This window comes from Paracraurococcus ruber, from assembly GCF_004353985.1.
Lineage (GTDB): Bacteria > Pseudomonadota > Alphaproteobacteria > Acetobacterales > Acetobacteraceae > Paracraurococcus > Paracraurococcus ruber.
Genome location: NZ_SMOA01000490.1, coordinates 1 through 2,353 on the forward strand (window position 1 = coordinate 1; position 2,353 = coordinate 2,353).

Sequence of the window (2,353 nt, forward strand, 5' to 3'; positions counted from 1 at the left end):
GGCGGCCGGGGCGGGGCTGCCCGGCGCGTGAGCAGGCCGCGGCGCGGCGCCGGCCTGGGCGCCTGCCAGCTGCCATGCTTTCCTGGCTCGCGCGCCGCCGCGACTTGATCGGTGCCCCGCAGCGGCCGGCGCGTGACGGCGGCGGAAGCCGCGGGACGCCGGATCGGTCGCGCCTCGGGCCAGCATGGCGGGCGCGCGCCGGACAGGCGGAACCGGCGCCCTTGCGGCAGGCCGGGCCACCATCCCCCACCGGGCGGGGCGGGGCGAGGCGGCGGTTGCGGGCCAAAGCGCCTCCCGCGCGCCTCCCGCCGGGCGGGCAGGGCGACCGGGCGGCGGGCAGCAGGGAGTTGCCAGGGATGACGGAGGCCTTCGATCTGCCGGCCTATCTCGGCCGCATCGGCTGGTCCGGGCCGCTGCGGCCGGGCCTGCCGCTGCTGCGGGACCTGGTCGCCCGCCACGCCGCCGCCATTCCCTTCGAGGGCATCGAGGCGCTGCTGGGGCGCACCCCGGCGCTGGACCCCGCGGCGCTGCAGGCGAAGCTGGTCCAGGGCGGGCGCGGCGGCTGGTGCTTCGAGCAGAACTCGCTGCTGCTGCTGGCCCTGCGGGCGCTGGGGCTGGCGCCGCGGCGGCTGCTGGCACGGGTGCGCTACGGCGTGCCGCCCGGGACGCCGGTGCCGCGCACCCATCTCGCCCTGCAGCTTGAGCTGCCGGAGGGGCCGCATCTGCTCGATGTCGGCTTCGGCGGGCTGCTGCCGACCGCGCCGCTGGCGCTGCGCCCCGGGGTGGTGCAGCCGACCCCGCATGGCGAGTTCCGCCTGCTGCAGGAGGCCGGCGGCTGGCTGCTGCAGGCGGCGGCCGGCGGGGACTGGCTGGACCTCTACCTGCTCGGGCCGGAGCCGCAGGAGCCGGCGGATATCGACGCGGCGAACTGGCTGGTGGCGAACCGGCCGGGCGGGCTGTTCACCGCCAACCTGGTCGCCAGCCTGGCCCCGCCCGGGCGCCGGCTGATGCTGCTGAACCACCGGCTGACCGAGCGCACGGCCGGCGGCGCCGAGCAGGCCGCCCTGCTCGAGGGTCCGGCGCTGGGGGCGGCGCTGCGCGACCGGCTCGGCATCCGCCTCGGCCCGGCGGACCGGGCGGCGCTGGAGGCGGCGATGGCGGCGGACCGGCCGGGGCGCCTGGCCGCGATGCCCTGACGGGCGCGCGCCAAGGCAGCAGGCGAGAGGGGGCCGCCGCATCGCCGTGGCCGCCCGAGGCAACCGCGGCGGAGCGCCGCGCGTCATGCCCGCGACAGCGGAAGGACACCGGCCATGGCACGCATTCTCGTGCTCTACTATTCGATGTACGGCCATGTGGAGACCCTGGCCGGGGCGGTGGCGGAGGGCGCACGCTCTGCCGGCGCCGAGGTCATCGTGAAGCGCGTGCCGGACCTCGTCCCGCGCGAGGTGGCGGAGAAGGCGGGCGCGAAGCTGGACCAGGCGGCGCCGGAGGCCAGCCCGCAGGAGCTGGACCAGTACGATGCCATCATCCTCGGCTGCCCCACCCGCTATGGCCGCATGGCGGCGCAGATGGCGCAGTTCTGGGACCAGACCGGCGGGCTCTGGGCGCGCGGGGCGCTGATCGGCAAGGTGGGCGCCGCCTTCACCTCCACCGCCAGCCAGCATGGCGGGCAGGAGACGACGCTGCTGGCGATCCATACCCAGCTGCTGCACCACGGCATGGTGCTGGTCGGCCTGCCCTACAGCGCGGCGGGGCTGACGGTGCTGAACGAGGTGTCGGGCGGCACGCCCTACGGCGCCAGCACCATCGCCGGCGGCCGCGGCGAGCGGCAGCCGAGCGAGAACGAGCTGGAGCTGGCCCGCTTCCAGGGCCGCCACGTGGCCGGCATCGCGCAGCGCCTGCTCGGCTGATGGCCTGACCGGAAGGATCCGGCGGGGCATGGCGGCCCCGGCATCGCGGCGGCGGCGCGTGTCCCGCGCGAGATCGGCCAGGCTGCCGAGGCCTCCGGCCCCGGCCGCGCCGTCAGGGCAGATCCCGATCAGGTGGACTCACCTGATCGGGTGACGATGCTCGTGGATGCAAAAGACCAGGGCGGTTGCCATGCGCCATGGCGAATGGCAACCGCCTGATCGCCAAAGGCGACCGACCCTCTCCGGGGCCGGCCATCCCGCGCCCGTTCCGTGGCCGGGGCCCTTCTGGGTCGGGCGCCAAGGGCGGCGCCGGCCCGTCCCGGATCGCCGGGCGACGCGGCCGCCGCGCCGGGCGTGGCCGACGGCGCCGGCCAGGCCCGTCCGGAGGCAGGCCGGCCTAGCCCCGACCTCTCGCGCGTCTGCGCCGGGGGCAGGCCGCCACG

Annotated in this window: 2 protein-coding genes; both read left to right on the plus strand. The window is 77.5% G+C overall.

Annotated features, from left to right (window positions below; genetic code table 11):
- The first annotated feature begins 356 nt into the window (after positions 1 to 356).
- Positions 357 to 1,196, plus strand: coding sequence for an arylamine N-acetyltransferase family protein (locus E2C05_RS31080; RefSeq protein ID WP_158292491.1), 840 nt, complete (start codon positions 357 to 359; stop codon positions 1,194 to 1,196).
- Positions 1,197 to 1,310: 114 nt separating this feature from the next.
- Positions 1,311 to 1,910, plus strand: a complete 600-nt coding sequence (gene wrbA, locus E2C05_RS31085; RefSeq protein WP_133223476.1) for an NAD(P)H:quinone oxidoreductase — start codon at positions 1,311 to 1,313, stop codon at positions 1,908 to 1,910.
- The last annotated feature ends 443 nt before the right edge of the window (positions 1,911 to 2,353 follow it).